At 70.4% G+C, this 16,482-nt stretch carries 17 protein-coding genes; 13 read left to right on the forward strand and 4 right to left on the reverse strand.

The window, feature by feature from the left end; genetic code table 11:
- Positions 1-93 precede the first annotated feature (93 nt).
- Positions 94-1,176 (forward strand): LacI family DNA-binding transcriptional regulator, encoded by a 1,083-nt coding sequence (locus tag SGFS_RS38780; protein WP_286256884.1) that lies wholly within the window; start codon positions 94-96, stop codon positions 1,174-1,176.
- A gap of 114 nt (positions 1,177-1,290) precedes the next feature.
- Here the strand turns inward: SGFS_RS38780 and SGFS_RS38785 are convergent, their stop codons facing one another.
- The gene (locus SGFS_RS38785; protein WP_286256886.1) at positions 1,291-2,955 is read right to left on the reverse strand and encodes a PucR family transcriptional regulator; all 1,665 of its coding nucleotides are present in this window, start codon (positions 2,953-2,955) and stop codon (positions 1,291-1,293) included.
- Positions 2,956-3,056: 101 nt separating this feature from the next.
- Between SGFS_RS38785 and SGFS_RS38790 the strand changes: the two genes are divergently transcribed.
- The 6 genes from SGFS_RS38790 (at position 3,057) to SGFS_RS38815 (ending at position 8,131) form a co-directional block, all read left to right on the forward strand.
- The gene (locus SGFS_RS38790; protein WP_286256888.1) at positions 3,057-3,854 is read left to right on the forward strand and encodes a GNAT family N-acetyltransferase; all 798 of its coding nucleotides are present in this window, start codon (positions 3,057-3,059) and stop codon (positions 3,852-3,854) included.
- Between the two features lie 148 nt (positions 3,855-4,002).
- Positions 4,003-5,118 (forward strand): o-succinylbenzoate synthase, encoded by a 1,116-nt coding sequence (gene menC, locus SGFS_RS38795; RefSeq protein ID WP_286256889.1) that lies wholly within the window; start codon positions 4,003-4,005, stop codon positions 5,116-5,118.
- Complete coding sequence (locus SGFS_RS38800; RefSeq protein ID WP_286256890.1) at positions 5,115-6,224, forward strand: M20/M25/M40 family metallo-hydrolase; 1,110 nt, start codon at positions 5,115-5,117, stop codon at positions 6,222-6,224. Before menC ends, SGFS_RS38800 begins: the two co-directional genes overlap by 4 nt.
- A gap of 258 nt (positions 6,225-6,482) precedes the next feature.
- Positions 6,483-6,893, forward strand: a complete 411-nt coding sequence (locus SGFS_RS38805; RefSeq protein ID WP_286256891.1) for a VOC family protein — start codon at positions 6,483-6,485, stop codon at positions 6,891-6,893.
- Positions 6,894-7,007: 114 nt separating this feature from the next.
- The gene (locus SGFS_RS38810; protein WP_286256892.1) at positions 7,008-7,529 is read left to right on the forward strand and encodes a helix-turn-helix transcriptional regulator; all 522 of its coding nucleotides are present in this window, start codon (positions 7,008-7,010) and stop codon (positions 7,527-7,529) included.
- A gap of 119 nt (positions 7,530-7,648) precedes the next feature.
- The gene (locus SGFS_RS38815) at positions 7,649-8,131 is read left to right on the forward strand and encodes an iron chaperone (RefSeq protein WP_286256893.1); all 483 of its coding nucleotides are present in this window, start codon (positions 7,649-7,651) and stop codon (positions 8,129-8,131) included.
- Between the two features lie 88 nt (positions 8,132-8,219).
- Here the strand turns inward: SGFS_RS38815 and SGFS_RS38820 are convergent, their stop codons facing one another.
- Positions 8,220-8,504, reverse strand: coding sequence for an SHOCT domain-containing protein (locus SGFS_RS38820; RefSeq protein ID WP_286256894.1), 285 nt, complete (start codon positions 8,502-8,504; stop codon positions 8,220-8,222).
- 307 nt (positions 8,505-8,811) lie between these two features.
- Between SGFS_RS38820 and SGFS_RS38825 the strand changes: the two genes are divergently transcribed.
- The 5 genes from SGFS_RS38825 (at position 8,812) to SGFS_RS38845 (ending at position 13,403) form a co-directional block, all read left to right on the forward strand.
- Positions 8,812-9,255 carry a DUF7144 family membrane protein gene (locus SGFS_RS38825; protein ID WP_286256895.1) on the forward strand — a complete coding sequence of 148 codons (444 nt, stop codon included), beginning with the start codon at positions 8,812-8,814 and terminating at the stop codon, positions 9,253-9,255.
- 214 nt (positions 9,256-9,469) lie between these two features.
- Positions 9,470-10,309 (forward strand): SDR family oxidoreductase, encoded by an 840-nt coding sequence (locus tag SGFS_RS38830; RefSeq protein ID WP_286256896.1) that lies wholly within the window; start codon positions 9,470-9,472, stop codon positions 10,307-10,309.
- A gap of 45 nt (positions 10,310-10,354) precedes the next feature.
- Complete coding sequence (locus SGFS_RS38835; protein WP_434028122.1) at positions 10,355-11,809, forward strand: cytochrome ubiquinol oxidase subunit I; 1,455 nt, start codon at positions 10,355-10,357, stop codon at positions 11,807-11,809.
- Positions 11,806-12,855 carry a cytochrome d ubiquinol oxidase subunit II gene (locus SGFS_RS38840; protein ID WP_286256897.1) on the forward strand — a complete coding sequence of 350 codons (1,050 nt, stop codon included), beginning with the start codon at positions 11,806-11,808 and terminating at the stop codon, positions 12,853-12,855. The genes SGFS_RS38835 and SGFS_RS38840 overlap by 4 nt, the downstream gene beginning before the upstream one ends.
- Positions 12,852-13,403 carry a gluconokinase gene (locus SGFS_RS38845; protein WP_434028123.1) on the forward strand — a complete coding sequence of 184 codons (552 nt, stop codon included), beginning with the start codon at positions 12,852-12,854 and terminating at the stop codon, positions 13,401-13,403. The genes SGFS_RS38840 and SGFS_RS38845 overlap by 4 nt, the downstream gene beginning before the upstream one ends.
- A gap of 63 nt (positions 13,404-13,466) precedes the next feature.
- On the opposite strand, the gene SGFS_RS38850 is transcribed toward SGFS_RS38845, so the two are convergent.
- Positions 13,467-13,919: a DUF6325 family protein gene (locus SGFS_RS38850; protein WP_286256898.1), complete on the reverse strand. Its 453-nt coding sequence runs from the start codon at positions 13,917-13,919 to the stop codon at positions 13,467-13,469.
- Between the two features lie 153 nt (positions 13,920-14,072).
- On the opposite strand from SGFS_RS38850, the gene SGFS_RS38855 reads away from it, so the two are divergent.
- A complete protein-coding gene (locus SGFS_RS38855; RefSeq protein ID WP_286256899.1) occupies positions 14,073-15,446 on the forward strand; it encodes a hypothetical protein in 1,374 nt (457 codons plus the stop codon).
- Here SGFS_RS38855 and SGFS_RS38860 read toward each other — a convergent pair.
- Positions 15,430-16,392: a DUF389 domain-containing protein gene (locus SGFS_RS38860; RefSeq protein WP_286256900.1), complete on the reverse strand. Its 963-nt coding sequence runs from the start codon at positions 16,390-16,392 to the stop codon at positions 15,430-15,432. The two genes, SGFS_RS38855 and SGFS_RS38860, sit on opposite strands and share 17 nt — an antisense overlap.
- Between the last annotated feature and the right edge of the window lie 90 nt (positions 16,393-16,482).

The following is a 16,482-nucleotide window of genomic DNA, read 5'->3' on the forward strand; positions in this document are numbered from 1 at the left end:
GACCGAACTTGAAGGAGGCCGCGGACAAGGCGAACACCTGGTCCAACGCAGCCGTCACCGCCTGGCCAGTACCGACGAGGAGCCGTCCCCACCATGCAGGAAGCGACCCCCGCACCCCGCTCCGGCGGGGGACCGCAGGCTCCGAGGACCGTCAGCATCCGGGACGTCGCCAAGGAGGCGGGCGTGTCCCACCAGACGGTCTCCCGGGTGGTCAACGGCCACCCCAAGGTCAAGGAGTCGACCCGGGCCCGGGTCCTGGACGTCATCGCAGAGATGGGCTACACGCCAAACCGGATGGCCCGGGCACTGGCCGGCGGTGCGGTGCGCTCGGTGACCGTGCTGACCTCCGACACCTCTCTGTACGGCGCCTCGGCGACCCTGAAGGGCATAGAGGAGGCGGCGAGGGCGGCCGGCTTCGCGGTCGGGATCAGCGTGCTCGACGCCGGCTCGGCCCAGCAGCCCGCGGATGTCGCGGCCCGGGTCAGCCGGCCGGGGGAGGCGGTGCTGGTGATCGCCTTCGACGCGGCGGGCGTACGGGCATGGCAGGCACTGCCGACCGGGTTCCCGGCCGCGGCGGCGGTGGAACGGCCCGAGGACGGCCGTCCCGGCGACCGGCCCCAGCTCTGGCTGGACGACCGGGCGGCCGCAGCTCAGGCCACCCGCTATCTCCTCGGCCTCGGCCACGAGACCGTGCACTACCTGGCGATCCCGTCCTCCACCACCCGCATCGGCCAGCGCACCGAGGGGTGGCGTGACGCCCTGCGGGCGGCCGGTAAGCCCCTAACGGAACCGCTCGACGCCGGCTGGAGCCCTCGCTCCGGCTACCTCGCCGCCCGCTCGCTGCTGGTCGACCCTTCGGTCACGGCCGTGCTCTGCGGCAACGACGACCTGGCACTCGGCGTACTCCGCGCGGCCAGGGAGGCGGGCCGTGACGTGCCGGGCGACCTGAGCGTGGTGAGCTTCGACGACGCCCCCCATTCCGCCTACGCACACCCCGCCCTGACCACCGTCCGCCTCGACTTCGAAGGCCTCGGCCGGGGCTGCTTCGGCCTGCTCCACCGGCTCCTCGAGCCCGACACCGCTCCGGCCCTGCCCCTGTGGGCCGAGCCGGAGCTGATCGTACGGGAGAGCAGCGGCCCGGCCCCGTTACGGCGTGACCGGCCGTTGGACCACTGAGACTGTCCTCCGACGGGAGACGTGAGGAAGCACCGCCGTTGCTTCTCCGCCGCCCGCCTCACCGCGGGATCGATCGCGCCTTGTCGCTCCTGTGGGCGCGCAGGTGACGACCAATCAGGACGACGAATGCCGAGTCCTGTCGTCCGGGTGAAAAAGGGCCGTCGTCTCGCCCAGCCGCAGCTGCAGTTGGGCCAGCAGCATCTGATCGGCGTCATGGAAGTCCAGACCCGACACCTCCCTGATCCGGCGCAGCCGGTATCGCAAGGTATTGACGTGCACCCGCAGTCGTGCGGCGGCTTCCTCGGCCAGGCATCCCGCAGCCAGGTAGGCGGCGAGGGTCTCGGTGAGGACGCCGTCGGGGCCGTCGTGCTCGACGAGGCGGCGCAGCGGGCCGGTGGCCGGCGGCATGCCGAGCGACTGGGCGACGTCGCCCAGGCGATCGAGCAGCACCTGGAGCGCCGTCTCGTCGAGGGTGGCCACGGCGGGCGCCGAGCTCCCGGCGCCGTGCAGGGCGCGCAGCACGGCGTCGGCCTGGGCCCGGACGGCGGGCACACGACCGGGCTCGGCGGCGGGCCCGGCGACCGCGGCCAGATAGTCCCCGCCGGGCCCTCCCGGCGACCGGGCGACGAAGTCCGCGGCCAACGAGCGGGCCCCGGCCAGAATCTCGTCCCTGGACGGCTGCGGCCAGACCGCCAGCACGTACACCGCACGATCACCGCGCACGGTCACCGCCGAGGGGCGCACCGCGGTGAGGTAGAGCGTCAGGGCGTCTTCGAGCCGGCGAAGACCGGCGGCTGCGACAGCGGCCTCCGCGGGGGCGGTGTCGGAGGCAACGTCCGAGGCGGCGCCCCGCGGGCGCAAACCGAAGGCGATCAGGCACAGCGCCCCGGTGTGCAGTTGCAGCTCACGGGCCGCGTCCTCCCCGGCCGGGCCCCCGGCGAGCACCGCCGCGGCCAGTTCGTGGCGCCGCTGCCGGGCCCAGGCCGAGCCGTCGGAGCGGGTGTTGGCCAGGTGCAGGGCGACGACCGGGGCGAACAGTTCGAGCCACCGGGTGTGTTCCTCCGGCAGCGGGGCGGTGACGACTGCCCAGACGTAGCCGAGGACTTCGGAGTTGGCGCGTACGGCGATCGCCACTCGGGGCAGAAGGCCCGGTTCGTACGATTCGACGTACACCGGCGCGGTGGAGGAGTGCAGCCGGTCGAAGGCGCCCTGCTCCGTGAGCTTGTGCAGCCGGCTCGGATGCACCGCGCGGCCCAGGATCGTCTCCACCCTCGATTCGTCCACGTCGTCCTGTCCCGCCGACCATGCCAGCACCGCCGAGACCGCGTCCTCGATGGTGACGGGGGCCTGGATCATCGCGCTGATGGTGTTGGCCAGCGCGAACAGGTCGCTGGTGGCGCCCGCGGGCTCCCACTGCGCCCGCGAGTGGTCCAGCAGGCGCTGCCGCAGGGTCGTCGCGACGTGCATCCAGGAGGCGTCCGGGTTGACCTCGACGACCGGCACCGGGCAGTCGGCGGCCTCGGCGGGGACCGGTCCCTTCACCGCGAGCCCCCGCGCACCGGCGCGCTGCGCGGCGCTGCCGAGGGCGAGCAGCTCCGCCCCCCAGGCCACACCCACGCACAGCACCAGGCACCCCGCCTCCATTCCATCCGCGTCGGCCGGGTCGTGAATGGCCACCCCGGCGAGGGGCTGGTCCGCGCCGCCCGGATCGACGGCGAGCCGCAGCAGGGGCTCGCCGATGTCCTGGACGAGGCGGTGCAGGGTGAGGGCGCGCTCCATGGCGCCACCCTAGCCGGATTGTTGTAAACACCTACCTGATGACCCCAAGTTTGATGCTCAGCACAAAAGCTGGAGGGGCATGGTCCGGCAGGCTACGGCTCATGGTCGTGAACACGGAGGTACGGGAGCTGACCGGCGTCGAGGAGCTGCTGGCGGCGACCGACCTGATCACCGAGGTGTGGCAGGCGGAGATTCCGCCGGTGCCGTTTCCCTTCATGCGGGCGCTCAGCCAAGCCGGGGCACAGGTGCTCGGCGGCTTCGTCGACGGGCGGCTCGCCGGTGTGGCGGTGGGCTTCCTCGGCTCCGACCCGGACGGGACCCTGCTGCACTCGCATGTGGTCGGCGTCCGTGAGGAGTGGCGGAGCGCGGGTGTGGGCCGGGCGATCAAGCTCGGCCAGCGCGACTGGTGCCTGGAGCGCGGCATCAAGCGGATGGCCTGGACCTTCGATCCGCTGCGGAGGGCCAACGCCTGCTTCAATCTGGCCGGACTCGGCGCCATGGGCGTCTCGTACCACGCGGACTTCTACGGGCGGATGAACGATGCCTTCAACCGCGGGATACCGACGGACCGGGTCCTGGTGCACTGGGATCTGGCGGCCGCCGGGCCCGGCCGCTCGCCCGCTCCGGCCCCGCCCGACAGCCCCCTGCTGGATATCGGCGAGGCGGGAGGACCGGTGCGCCGCGCCGTGGGCCCCCTGCCCGGCGAGGAGGTGCGGCTGCGCGTTCCGGCACTGCCGCCTGACGACGTCTCCCTGGTCCTGGACTGGCGCCTCGCCCTGCGCGAGGCGATGCAGCCGCTGCTGCGGTCCGGATACCGATGGACGGGAGCCGACCGGAACGGCACATACGTCCTCACCGCTCCCCTTGATCCTCTCCCCTCGACTCAAAGGTCCCGATGAATCCAAAGGTCCCGATGAATCCAAAGGTCCTGATAAATCCAAAGATCCCGATGGATCGAAAGATCCCGACGAACTTGATGAACCTGACGAACCCGACGAACTCGCTGAACCCGACGAACTCGCTGAACCCACTGAACCCGAGGAACCGATGAACACGAACATCGAAGCTGTCGAACTGCGGCGGGTCGCCATCCCGCTGGCGTCCCCGTTCCGTACCTCGTTCAGCACCCAGACCGAGCGCGATGTGCTGCTGGTGCGGGTGATCACCGACCAGGCCGAGGGCTGGGCCGAGTGCGTCGCGATCGCCGACCCGCTGTACTCCAGCGAGTTCACCGACGGTGCGCACCGGATCGTCGCGGACCATCTGCTGCCCCGTCTGTTCGCCGCCGACCGGCTCAACGCCGATCTGGTGGCCCCGCTGCTGGAGCCGGTACGCGGGCACCGGATGGCCAAGGCGGCGGTGGAGACGGCCGTGCTCGACGCCCAGCTGAAGGCCGCCGGAGTTCCGCTGAGCCGCCACCTGGGGGCGACCGCGACGCATGTCGACTCCGGTGTGTCGGTGAGCATCTACGACGCCGTACCGGAGCTGCTCGACGCGGTGGCGGGCTACCTGGACGCCGGATACCGGCGGATCAAGCTCAAGATCGAGCCGGGCTGGGACATCGAGCCGGTCGCCGCGGTGCGGGAACGCTTCGGCGACGACGTGCTCCTCCAGGTGGACGCCAACTCCGCCTACACCCGCTCCGACGCCCGCCACCTCGCGCGCCTCGACGCGTTCGGGCTCCTCCTGATCGAGCAGCCACTCGACGAAGAGGACATAGCCGGCCACGCCGAGCTCGCCCGCGTCGTGCGGACCCCGATCTGTCTCGACGAGTCGGTCGTCTCCGCCCAGGCCGCGTACGAGGCGATCCGCACCGGCGCCTGCACGATCGTCAACATCAAGCCCGGCCGGGTCGGCGGCTACCTCGAAGCGCGGCGCGTGCACGACGTCTGCGCGGCAGCCGGGATCCCCGTCTGGGCGGGCGGCATGCTGGAGACCGGCATCGGCCGGGCGGCCAACCTCGCCCTGGGCGGCCTGCCCAACTTCACTCTGCCCTCGGACATCTCGGCCTCCGACCGCTACTTCAAGCAGGACCTGACCGAGCCGATCACGATGACCGAGGACGGCCGCATCGAAATCCCGACCGGGCCCGGCATCGGCGTCGCCCCGATCCCCGAGGTGCTGGCGGAACTCACCGTCTCCACAGAGGTGCTCAAGCCGTGACCCTCCTCGACGAACTGACCGCGCGCACCGAGGAGATGGCCCGGGTGACCCTCGACCTGTGCCTGGTGGAGTCGCCGTCCGAGGATTTCGGCCGACTGGCCGAGGTCGCGGAGCACACCGCCGAGCTGGGCACCCGCCTGCTCGGCCGCGCGCCCGAGTGGATCACCGAGCAGGACCGGCCGGCGCTGTACTGGGAGCCGGCGCCGGGTGGCGTGCTGCTGCTCGGCCACCTCGACACGGTGTGGCCGATCGGCACCCTGGCCCGCTGGCCGAAGCCGTTGCGCACCCGGACCACCCTCAGCTGCCCCGGTGTCTTCGACATGAAGGCCGGGGTCGTGCAGGGCCTGTACGCGATGGCGGCGCTCGGTTCCCCTGCGGGCTGCGGCATGCTGCTGACCACCGATGAGGAGATCGGCTCACCCGTCTCCCGACCGCTGATCGAAAAGGCCGCCGCCCGTGCCGGGGCGGTGCTGGTACTCGAGGCCAGTGCGGACGGCGCACTCAAGACCGGCCGCAAGGGCGTCAGCCGGTACGTGGTACGGGTCTCGGGGCGGGCCGCGCATGCCGGCCTGGAACCCGAGAAGGGCGTGAACGCGTTCCTGGAGCTGGCCGAACAGGCGCGCATCGTCGCCTCGTTCGGCTCCGGCGGGCTCACGGTCACCCCCACGCTCGCCGCCGCCGGCACCACGACCAACACCGTCCCGGCCGAGGCCCACTTCCATGTCGACGCCCGCGCCACCACCCGCGCCGAACAGGACGCGCTGCATGCCCGGATGGCCGCGCTGTCCCCGGTGCTGCCCAGTGCCCTGGTCGCCGTCGACGGCGGCCCCAACCGTCCGCCGATGGAAGCGGGCCAGGCCCAGCACCTGCTGGACCTCGCGCGCGCCACCGCCAGGGACCTCGGTCTCGGAGACATCCGCGCGGTCAGTGTCGGAGGCGCGTCCGACGGCAACTTCACCGCCGGGATCGGCATCCCCACCCTCGACGGCCTCGGCGCGGTCGGCGCACACCCGCACGCCGAAGGCGAATATGCCGTCATCGCCGAATTGCCCCGCCGGGCGGCCCTCGTCGCCGGCCTCGTCGCCCGCCTGCTGTCACCCGTGTGACGTCGCCGCGGCCCGGTCTTCCATCCCTCGGCCCACGGGAACCGGCGATGTCGGGGTTCTCGGGCCGCGGCGTACCACGCACGCACCACACGTCCGGACGAGGCACCGGACCGCCCGCGACGTGTGGCCGGACGCACCCCGGCGCGCGATGGCACCGACGTACCTGCCCGCGGCGGCGCGATCCAGGCCGGCGCCATGGGCCGGATCGATCAGGAATCGAGAAGCGCGGGGCAGGGAGCCGGTTCTAGCCTGCTCGTCATGGACATCACCATTCACACGAGTTTCCTGCCGCACGACGACCCGGACGCGTCGCTCGCCTTCTACCGCGACGTCCTCGGCTTCGAGGTCCGCAGCGACGTCGGGCAGGGCAGGATGCGCTGGATCACGGTCGGCCCGCCCGGTCAGCCCAACACGTCCCTCCTCCTTGCGCCGCCGGCCGCCGACCCGGGAGTCACCGAGGACGAGCGCCGCACCATCACCGAGATGATGGCCAAGGGCACCTACGGCTGGATCCTGCTGGCCACCCCGGACCTCGACGCCACGTTCGAGAAGGTGCAGGCCGGTGACACCGAGGTCGTCCAGGAGCCGATCGAGCAGCCGTACGGCATCCGTGACTGCGCCTTCCGCGACCCCGCGGGCAACCTGGTCCGCATCCAGGAGCTTCGCTGAGCCGTGCGGGCAACGATGGGAGGGTCCGGGGTGCCTTGTCCCAGCAGGTACTTCAGGCGCTCGTAGGCGTCGATGGAAGAGGAAAGAGAAGAGGAAAGAAGGGGGAGTGCTCCTATGTGTCAGCCCGAGTGGCGGCGTGCACGTGTCGAGGCGCAGCGCCTGGCCGATCTCGCGCGGTTGCGCCGCGTCCGCGACCGGATTGACAGGGAGTACGCGCAGCCGCTGAACGTGGAGGCGCTCGCCCGCGGTGTGAACATGTCCGCCGGGCACCTCAGCCGGCAGTTCCGGGCCGCGTACGGCGAGTCGCCCTACGCGTACCTGATGACGCGCCGCATCGAGCGCGCGACAGCGCTGCTGAGGCGCGGCGACCTCAGCGTCACCGAGGTCTGCTTCGCGGTCGGCTGCGCGTCGCTGGGCACGTTCACCACCCGCTTCACCGAGCTGGTCGGCATGCCGCCCGGGGCCTTCCGGCGCCGCGCGGCGGATGCGGCGGCCGACCGTGCCGACGCCACAGGTACGGCCGGTGACGCGGGGCTCGCGGTCACGGTGGAGGGGATGCCGGCGTGTGTGGCGAAGCAGGTGACAAGACCGGTCAGGAATCGAGAAGCCCCGGCCTGCGAGCAGCCCCTGGCGTGATGGGGGAGGCCGCCACCTCGCTCGCCCCCGCGCCGTCCACGGCCTCTGGCGCTCCCCTGACTCCCGGGCCCTGAGCTCCCGCCCCGACCTGCCTCATCCCCGTACGAGAGGAAACTGCCATGCAGCACACGAAGTCGTCCGCCGGGAACTCCGGCACGGCCGCCGAGGAGTACACCGGATTCACCGCCGAAGAGCGGGCCGCGATGAAGGAGCACGCGCAGGGGCAGAAGCAGGCGGCGGCACGGCGCGGTTCGCGGGCGGAGAAGGAGGCGGCAGCGGAGCGGGAGGTGCTTGCGAAGATCGCCGCGATGTCGGAGGCGGACCGGGTCCTCGCCGAGCGGATCCACGCCATCGTCAAGGCCACCGCTCCGGACCTCACGCCCAAGCTCTGGTACGGGATGCCCGCCTACGCCAGGGACGGCAAGGTCGTCTGCCACTTCCAGAGCGCGCAGAAGTTCAAGTCGAGGTATGCCACGCTCGGATTCAGCGACCAGGCGGCGCTCGACGAGGGCGCCATGTGGCCGACCGCCTACGCCCTGAAGGAGTTGACCGCAGCCGACGAACAGCGCATCAGCGCGCTCGTCAAGAAGGCGGCCGGCTGAGGCCGGGAGCGCAGTAGCAGTACGGGAAGGCGCCCTGCTCCACGAACGCCTCCTGCAACGCTGCAACCGGTCACCGTGCGGTAATCGCTCAGGAGTCGAGGAGCCTGCGCTTCTGGTCCTCGAATTCGGCCTCGGTGAGGACGCCCTGAGCCTTGAGCTCCCCGAGTTGCTTCAGCTGATCGATCTTGCTGCTCATATCGACGGTCGGCGGGGCGGGAGGCGGCTCGGCGGATGCCACAGGCTGCGGCGGGGCCTGCTGATAGTCCTGCTGGGCCCATCGCCCCTGCTGGCGGCGTGACACACGGTTCGACACGGCGGTCGCGGTACCGGCCACTACGGCTGTGCGGGCGACCCCGCGGAGGAGACCTGGCACGGCGGGTTCCTTTCTCGCAGGAGGTATGCGAAACAAACAACTCTCCGGCACGTACAACTCTCCGGCACAAACGGCTCTCGGACACAAACGCACTTCACCGGCCTGCGCACACCGGCCGACGCGCGATTATCGGCGCACCGGGCCCTTCCATTGGATCACCGTATGAATTCCCCCGCACCTCGGCATCGGCTCTGCCCTGCGTAAATGTCGGCGTGCTGCCGGTCTGTGATTCTCATGGCAAGCTGATGTGTGGCCCGTCGGCCGCGGCCGAACCGCAGTGGCGAGGCCTAAGCGGGAGGAGCCCGAAATGACCACGACTGGAATGCACCACCACGGGACCAGGAGTAGCGGCGAAGGGGCGTGGGTGGCCGGCTGGACCGGTTTCGCGGGGGTCATGATGATCTTCGGCGGGTTGATGGCGATATTCCAAGGCATTGCCGCCATTGCCGAGGACGACGTCTTTGTCGCCACCCGCAACTACGTCTACAACTTCAATCTGACGAGTTGGGGCTGGATCCACCTCGTCCTCGGCGTCCTGGTGGTACTCGCGGGCGCCGCCGTGTTCCGTGGAGAGACGTGGGCCCGTGTGGTCGGGATCGCCCTGGCCGGCCTGGCGATGTTGGCGAACTTCATGTGGCTTCCGTACCAGCCCGTCTGGGCCATCGTGCTGATCGCCGTGGATGCCTTCGTCATCTGGGCGCTGTGCGTCGGAAAGGGGCGGGAAGCGGGCCAGGGGGCTCGCACCGTCTAGTCGACCGCGATCCGATTGCGAGTCGACCGCGATCCGTTTGCGAGTCGACTGTGCCGCGAGCAATCCGCCGAGCGGGCATTGCGCCGTTCGGTGCGGGACAGCACCCCGAGCGGATGACACGAGACGCGTCGCCGGGCCGTATTGACTCCCCCGTGTTCTCGTGGTCGGGCGGATTTCCTCGATGTCCGCATCGGCACTCACAGGGAGAGCGCGAGTGGAAACCAGTGGCAGTGACGGTCGCCATCCCCCTGCCTTCCCGCTCCTCAAAGGACAGAAGGCGCTGGTAACGGGCGCGAATTCCGGAATCGGCAAGGCCACCGCGATCGCTCTGGGGCGGGTGGGCGCCGATGTGGTGGTGAATTACGTGGCAGGGCGGGACGCCGCGGAAGAGGTGGTGCGCGAGATCGAGGGCTTCGGCGTCCGTGCCTACGCACACGAGGCGGACGTGTCGCAGGAGGACCAGGTCGTCGACATGGTGTCCCGCATGGTCAAGGAGTTCGGGACCATCGACGTCATGGTGGCGAACGCGGGGCTCCAGCGCGATGCCGCCGTCACCGAGATGACCCTGGGCCAGTGGCAGAAGGTCCTGGACGTCAATCTGACCGGACAGTTCCTGTGTGCCCGCGAAGCGGCCAAGGAGTTCAAGCGGCGCGGTGTCGTCCCGGAGGTGTCCCGTTCCGCCGGGAAGATCATCTGCATGAGTTCGGTCCACCAGATCATTCCCTGGTCGGGCCACGTGAACTACGCGGCATCCAAGGGCGGGGTGCAGATGCTCATGACGACCCTCGCGCAGGAACTCGCGCCGCACGGGATCCGCGTCAACGCCGTCGCTCCGGGAGCGATTCGCACCCCCATCAACCGCAGTGCCTGGGACACCCCCGAGGCCGAGGCCGACCTTCTCCGACTCGTGCCCTACCGCCGTGTCGGCGACCCGGACGACATCGCGAACGCGGTGGCCGCGCTGGCCTCCGACCTCTTCGACTACGTCGTGGGGACCACGCTCTACGTGGACGGCGGAATGACGCTGTTCCCCGGTTTCGCCACGGGTGGCTGAGCCCTCCCTTCCCTCAGCCATCCGGTACGAGCCCCCGAGGCCCATGTGAACAGCGCGATCCACCACCTTCTGGCGGACGGCCCCCCACAGCTGTTGCCGGCCCGGGAGCTGATGGCCTTCACCCTGGGCACCCACATCCTGCTCGTGCCCTTCGGCGTGGCCCTGCCCGCCATCACCCTTCTGATGCACTACCGCGGGCTGCGCAAGGGCGACGCCGTCGCCCTCCTGCTCGCGCGGCGCTGGTCGGCGGTCATGGCCGTCCAGTTCGCCATCGGGATCGTCACCGGAACGGTGCTCTCCTTCGAGTTCGGTCTGCTGTGGCCGGGCCTGATGGGCCGGTGGGGCGATGTCTTCGGCCTCGGCTTCGGTGTCGAGGCGTGGGCGTTCTTCCTCGAGGCGATCCTCCTCGCGATCTACCTGTACGGCTGGCGCCGACTCAAGCCGTGGACGCACTTCTGGCTCGGTCTGCCCCTGCCGCTGGCCGCACTGATGGGGGCGTTCGGCATCGTGGCCGCGAACGCCTGGATGAACACCCCGCGCGGCTTCACCCTCGACCCGTCCGGCAACCCCGTGAACGTCGACGTGCGGAAGGCGATCTTCACGCCGATGTTCGGACCCGAGTACTGGCACTTCGTGGTCGGCGTGATCCTGACCGCCGGGTACGTCGTCGCCGGGGTGTACGCGGTCGGCTGGCTGCGGGGCCGCAGGGACCGCTACCACCGGCTCGGCTTCACCGTGCCGTTCTCGGTCGCGGCGATTCTCACGCCCGTGCAGTTCGTCCTCGGTGACTCGATCGCCCGCTCCGTCTTTCACAAGCAGCCGATCAAGTTCGCGGCCACCGAGATCGTCTGGAAGACCGACACTCACGTGCCGGAGTACATGTTCGGGCGCCTGCACCCCGGCGGATCGATCTCCGGCGGGATCAGGATTCCCCAACTGGACTCGATCCTGGCGGGATTCAGTCCGGACACCAAGGTGACGGGCCTGTCGTCGGTCCCCGCGAGCGACCGCCCGACGGCGACTCAGGCCACCATCGCCCATTGGGCGTTCGACATCATGGTGACCATCGGAAGCCTGCTCATCCTGCTCGCGCTCTGGTACGGCTGGTGCTGGCTGCGCCGCCGTGACCTGCCCGGATCGCCGTGGTTCTTCCGGTGCGCGGCTCTCGCCGGTGCCGCCTGCCTGCTGACCGTGGAGTGCGGCTGGATCACCACCGAAGTGGGCCGGCAGCCCTGGATCGTCTACCGGAACATGCGGGTCTCGGAGGCGGTCACGGACACCCGTGCGGCGTCCCTGTGGACGATGTTCGGCATCGTCGTGGTGGTCTACGTACTCATCGTCGGTTCCTTCCTGACCATCCTGCTGAAGATGAGCGGCCGATGGCGGCGGGCCGACGAGGAAGCTCTCACGGGAGCCGCCGCCGAGGACCTGGAGGGCGACACCCCCTACGGGCCCCGCCCGTTGTCCACGACCGGAGGCAGGGACAGGGGGGAGGAATGATCCAGGACGTCGTCGCCTGGGTGCTGCTGGCCGCGGTGGCCGCCTACGCGTGCGCCGGCGGCACGGACTACGGCGCCGGATTCTGGGACCTTCTCGCGGGCGGAGCCGAACGCGGCAAGCGACCCCGGTGGCTCATCGACCACGCCATGGCACCGGTGTGGGAGACCAACAACGTCTGGCTCATCTTCGTCCTGGTCATCATGTGGACCGGATTCCCGGTCCTGTTCCAGACGATCTTCTCGGCCATGTGGCTCCCGCTGGCGCTCGCGGCCGTGGGACTCGTCCTGCGCGGCGCAGGCTTCGCCCTGCGCAAGCCCACGCGCAGACTCGCCCGGCGCAGGGTCTACGGCGCCGTGTTCGCCGTCTCCTCGCTGCTGACGCCCTTCTTCCTCGGAGCGGCGGTCGGGGGGCTCGCCACGGGCCGGGTGGCTCCCGGCACGAAGGCGTCCGCCGACGCCTGGTCCAACGGGACCTCCGTGATCGTCGGGCTGCTGACCATCGCCGCGACCGCGTTCCTCGGAGCGGTGTTCCTCACCGCCGACGCCCGCCGCTTCGGTGCCGCCGATCTCGTCGGCTACTTCCGGCTGCGGGCCTGGTGCAGCCTCGTCGGCATCGCCGTACTGGCGGTCATCGGTCTCGTCGTGACCCACGACGACGCGCCTTACGTCCACGACGGGCTGACCAGCGGCATCGGTCTCGCTCTCGTCCTGGTCTCCGTCGTCTGCGCGTTGGCCACCGCCGGGCTGCTGTATCGGGCGGCGACGGGATGGGCGAGGATCACCGCGGTCGGCAGCGTGGCTCTCGTCGTCGTGGCGTGGGGGCTTGCCCAGCGGCCCTACCTCATCCCCACCTCGCTGACGGTCTCCCAGGCGGCCGGCGCGTCGACGACGCTGCGCTGGCTGATGCTGGTCACCGTCATCGCGGTGGTGCTCGTCGGACCGCCCTTGGTCCTGCTCTACCGGCTGGACACCCGCGGGATCCTCCAGCCCCTCACCGAGGCGGATCTGCGGCGGACGGCGACCGGCAGGGAACCCGAGAACCCGTGACCGGGGCCAGGACCGGCCAAGGACCGCCGATCGTGCTGGTCATGGGTGTGTCCGGCTCCGGGAAGACCACCGTCGGCAAGGCGGCCGCCGAAATGCTCGGACTGCCGTTCGTCGAGGGCGACGACTTCCATCCCGCCGCGAATGTCGCCAAGATGAGCGCCGGCCACGCACTGGACGACGCCGACCGCGAGCCCTGGTTGCGTGCCCTCGCCGACCGCATCCGCCACTCAGTCGAGGCCGGCGAGGGGCTGGTCCTCGCCTGTTCGGCCCTCAAACGCGCCTACCGCGACGGGCTTCGTGCGGCCGCGGGCGCACGGCTGTGGTGCCTGTACCTCGCCCTGGACCGGGACGCGGCATGGGACCGGGTGTCACGGCGCACCGGTCACTTCATGCCCGCCCGGCTGGTCGACTCGCAGTTCGAGACGCTGGAGCCGCTGGAACGGGACGAGCCGGGCATGACCATGGACGCCACAGCCGACCTTCCGGCGCAGCTCACCCGCGTGCGGGCCGCCATCGGCCGCTTCGGCGCGCAGTCGGCCCGGCGATGACGCCCTGACTCTCCTGAGGACACCTGCGCGGGCCCGGCCCCGTGGCCCGCGGTGGCGGAGCGGCTACGTAGGCGGCCGACCGGGATCGGTGGCGTCCAGCGCGGCCATGACGTCCGGCACCGGGATCCGCCCGGAGGCGACCAGCTGCGCACCGCCGCGTCGCAGCGCGGTGGCGAAGGGCGCTGCCCACAGGTTCTCGTAGACCAGGATCCCCGCGGAGTTGCCGGGTTGCAGGGCGGCCCCTGCCTCCTCCATGTCGTCCTGGCCCAGCATGCCGGAGGAGGCGCCCTCGAAGACGGCCAGGTCCAGATCCCCGTCGCCGGTGAGGTCGGCGATTTCCAGGCCGACCACGGATCCGTCCTCCTCCTTTCTGACGAACAGCAGGTCGAGGATCCGAATGAGGCCGCGATCCACCAGGTCGACCAGGAGCGGAAAGCCCTCACCCGTCATTCGGTTGCCGGGAAATTCGACGACCACATAGTCGATCGGTCCCATTTCGGCGAATTCATCGTTCATGGCTTCACTCCCGGGCGTCATGACATGGAGAATTCCCCCGCCCTGCGAATTCCATCGCAACACCGGACGGAGGCCGCCGCACCTCAGTGCCGTATTCAGCCCGCCGGACCCGTCCAGGTCGCGGGGCCGGATCAGTACGGGTCTCCTGTGACCATGACGAGCAGCACGCCTCCACCGGAACCGGACGAGCCCCCCGCGGGCCCCTCCGGCGACCAGCGGTCCTCGGCGCGGGGACGCGACGAGCTGGACGAGCTGCGGCGCAGGGTGAGGGCCCTGGAGAGCACCGAGCGGTCGGCGGCCAAGCGGCACCACTGGTTCCGGTCGACGGGATCGGTCCTGCTGATTCTCCTCGCCTCGCTGTTGTCGCTGCTGGCCGTCGTCGCGGTCTGGGCGAACAGCATCGTGCGGGACACGGACCGCTACGTCGCCACCGTCGGGCCGCTGGCGAGCAATCCGGATGTCCAGAAGGCGATCACCAACCGGGTCACCTCAGTGGTCCTGGCGCAGATCGACGTGGAGGCACTGGTCAAGGAGCTGGAGCAGGCGGCGACACAGAAGGGCGCCCCGCCGAAGGCGGCCGAGCTGCTCGGCGATTTGAAGGGCCCGATCACCAGCGGCCTGAAGAGCCTGGTCAGTGACGTCGTGGAACGGGTGGTCTCCAGCAGCGCCTTCGACACCGTCTGGGTGAACGCGAACCGCAGGGCCCACAGCGCGCTCGACAAGGCCCTCACGGGTGAGTCCGACTCCGCGGTGTCGATCAAGAACGGTCAGGTCGCCATCGACGTGGGACCGATCGTGGCCCAGGTCAAGGACCGGCTGGTCAGCGCCGGCCTCAAGCCGGCCGCTCGTATTCCGGCCGTCCACACGGAGTTCGTGGTGTTCGCGTCGGAAGACGTCGACGAGATCAAGTGGTATCTGAGGGTGCTGGAGATCATCGGCAGCTGGCTCCCCGTCATCGTCGTACTGATCGCCGCCGCGGGCGTCTACCTGGCCGTGCACCGCCGCCGGGCCCTGATCGGGGCCGCGCTGGGGGTGTTCGCCGCCATGCTGCTGCTCGGCATCACGCTCACCGTCCTACGAGCCGTCTACCTCGACCATCTGCCCGCCGGGGCGTCCGAGGCCGCAGCCGGCGCGGTGTTCGACGCGCTGGTCAAGTTCCTGCGGGCCGGCGTGCGGGCGGTCGGCGCGGTCGCCCTGGTGACGGCCATCGGTGCCTTCCTCGTGGGCCCGTCCCGGGTCGCCGTCCTCACCCGTACGGGCTGCCGCAAGGCCATCGGCGCACTCCGGGACGTCTCCGTGTCGGCGGGGCTCCCGCTGGGGGCGGTCGGCCGGTTCGTCCACCGCTACAAGCAGTGGATCGGCGGCGTGATCCTGGCGGTCGCCGCGATCGTCCTGTTCACCTGGAACTACCCGACCGTGGCGGTCGTGCTGTGGACGCTGGTGATCGTGTTGATCGCCTTCGCGATCCGTGAATTCCTGGACAGCGGCACTCCTGACACGCCGTCCGCCGCTACGCCCGCCGCCTGACGGCGCGCTCGTGCCGACGTGCGCCCACCCGGCGCCAGATCGCCCGCTGGCACTTGAGCGTGCCGGTGCCGACCACGATCAGTACGACGATGTTGAGCAGCAGCTGGAGCAACGAACCCCACGCCTCGTCCCAGCCGGCATAGGCCGAGGAGACCCCGATGTCGGCCGCCGCCGGAATGGTCGTCACCGAGATGAAGACGCCGAGCAGTGAGCTCGTCCGGGCCTCGGCCAGCGAGACGATGCCGACGATCCCGGCCAGCACCGCCACCACGGCCGAGAAGAAGTTGGGGGTGTCGATCAGATTCGAGACGGGTCTCAGCCCCAGTTCGAAGGCCTTCGGCTGCAGCCCGAAGCCCCGCACGAGGAGAGCGAAGAGGAAGGTCGCGGCAACGACCAGCAGGAAGCCCACGAGCAGCGCCATGAGGCCCTGTTCGATTCTCCGCCGGGAGCGGTGGTCGATGCCGAGCGCGATGCTGGTGATGGCCCCGTACTCGGGTCCGACCACCATGGCCGCGACGATGAGGATCTGGGAGTTGGTGATGATGCCCACGGCACCGATGACTCCGGCGATGACGAGGAAGAGATAGAAGCTCGGGGCGTATCTGCCCTCGGCCCGGATCCGGGCCTCCACCTGTTCCCACACGGGCGCGCGCAACTGGGCGCCGAGCTCCTCGGCCCCGGCCCTGGCCGCGGGTTCGGAGAACACCGTGTCCACCGGATCGAGGACGATGGAGCCACGGTGCTCCAGTCCGAGGTCCCGCAGACCGCGCAGCACCTCGTTCGCGGCTCCGGTCAGGACGTCGCACGCGATGGCGTCACCGTCGGGACTGCGTACGCTGCCCGTCTGCAGGAACAGGTTCAGGACGCACGGCTCGGCGCTCAGCAGGGCCATGGTGCGTTCCGTGAGGTCCGGTGGGCACACCGCTCGTACATGGATCATGTCCATCCGGACCTCCGCGGATCGGTGCGGTGCGCCGACTGGGCGCCCCGACAGTCGCCCATCCATTGACGTGGCGGTCCCTGAACCCGGCAACTC

It is taken from the genome of Streptomyces graminofaciens, assembly GCF_030294945.1.
Classification (GTDB): domain Bacteria; phylum Actinomycetota; class Actinomycetes; order Streptomycetales; family Streptomycetaceae; genus Streptomyces; species Streptomyces graminofaciens.

What these genes read in the sequence shown, in the direction of transcription:
- SGFS_RS38780 (WP_286256884.1), top strand. Translation starts at nt 94, where the DNA reads ATGCAGGAAGCGACCCCCGCACCCCGCTCCGGCGGGGGACCGCAGGCT.
- SGFS_RS38785 (WP_286256886.1), bottom strand. Translation starts at nt 2,955, where the DNA reads ATGGAGCGCGCCCTCACCCTGCACCGCCTCGTCCAGGACATCGGCGAG.
- SGFS_RS38790 (WP_286256888.1), top strand. Translation starts at nt 3,057, where the DNA reads ATGGTCGTGAACACGGAGGTACGGGAGCTGACCGGCGTCGAGGAGCTG.
- menC (WP_286256889.1), top strand. Translation starts at nt 4,003, where the DNA reads ATGAACACGAACATCGAAGCTGTCGAACTGCGGCGGGTCGCCATCCCG.
- SGFS_RS38805 (WP_286256891.1), top strand. Translation starts at nt 6,483, where the DNA reads ATGGACATCACCATTCACACGAGTTTCCTGCCGCACGACGACCCGGAC.
- SGFS_RS38810 (WP_286256892.1), top strand. Translation starts at nt 7,008, where the DNA reads ATGTGTCAGCCCGAGTGGCGGCGTGCACGTGTCGAGGCGCAGCGCCTG.
- SGFS_RS38815 (WP_286256893.1), top strand. Translation starts at nt 7,649, where the DNA reads ATGCAGCACACGAAGTCGTCCGCCGGGAACTCCGGCACGGCCGCCGAG.
- SGFS_RS38825 (WP_286256895.1), top strand. Translation starts at nt 8,812, where the DNA reads ATGACCACGACTGGAATGCACCACCACGGGACCAGGAGTAGCGGCGAA.
- SGFS_RS38840 (WP_286256897.1), top strand. Translation starts at nt 11,806, where the DNA reads ATGATCCAGGACGTCGTCGCCTGGGTGCTGCTGGCCGCGGTGGCCGCC.
- SGFS_RS38850 (WP_286256898.1), bottom strand. Translation starts at nt 13,919, where the DNA reads ATGAACGATGAATTCGCCGAAATGGGACCGATCGACTATGTGGTCGTC.
- SGFS_RS38855 (WP_286256899.1), top strand. Translation starts at nt 14,073, where the DNA reads ATGACGAGCAGCACGCCTCCACCGGAACCGGACGAGCCCCCCGCGGGC.
- SGFS_RS38860 (WP_286256900.1), bottom strand. Translation starts at nt 16,392, where the DNA reads ATGGACATGATCCATGTACGAGCGGTGTGCCCACCGGACCTCACGGAA.